The sequence below is a fragment of the Mesorhizobium sp. M1006 genome (assembly GCF_040318825.1).
In the GTDB taxonomy this organism is placed as follows: Bacteria; Pseudomonadota; Alphaproteobacteria; order Rhizobiales; family Rhizobiaceae; genus Mesorhizobium.
Window position 1 is genome coordinate 1 of the sequence record NZ_JAMYMZ010000160.1, and the last position, 698, is coordinate 698.

1 protein-coding gene is annotated in these 698 nt (G+C 56.4%); it reads right to left on the minus strand.

All coding sequences use genetic code 11. The annotated features are described in order from the left end of the window. Positions 1-436 precede the first annotated feature (436 nt). Positions 437-698: TauD/TfdA dioxygenase family protein (locus tag NKH60_RS35030; protein ID WP_352875143.1), on the minus strand; the 262-nt coding region annotated here is incomplete at its 5' end.

Below are 698 nucleotides of genomic sequence, written 5' to 3' on the forward strand. Positions count from 1 at the left end.
TTTTCAGATGGCCGGCGCCTGCCAGAGAAACTGCCGCCTATAGTGGTTACTTGCATTTGTTCGATGTGGCGCCCCATCATCTCTTGGCAACCTTGCGCCTGTGTCGGCTAGGCAAACGCAGGCATGTCGTTTATTTTGCCTTAGGCAAGAACGCGGCGGTGGTGCCCGTGTCCTGCCGCGGCCAAAGGCGCTTTTTGCGCAATTGTTGGGGTCTGATGGTCCGTTCGATATGTTGCATCACGCCCGTCGAAGGAGTGAACGAGAACCTGGCGACACCGTGACGTACCGATAGTTTGATCAGTTTTGAATTTCCCGAGATGCGCGGCAGCTCCGTTCCCAAACCTTCAAGAACTCGGCCACAACGGCCACCGAGCGCTTACGACGCGCGGCTGAGCAGAGTCTGGGCTAGCTCGACCTCCACCAAATTTGCGAACTGCTAGACAACATTGGCGGGCGGCTGCTTGATGATCTTGATACGCGCTACACTACAACGACCGTCAACGCCGACGGGTACCTCACCATCGATTGCCACGCGACGGACGATCCGAGGCTGGTCGCCATAATCCCTAACCGCATAATGCATCGTGGCGCGGTTATCCCAGATAGCGACATCGCCCTGCTTCCAGCTCCAGCGCACAGTGTTTTCCGGTGCGGTGATATGGGATTCGAATAAATCGAATAGCCTCTGGCCGTCATAT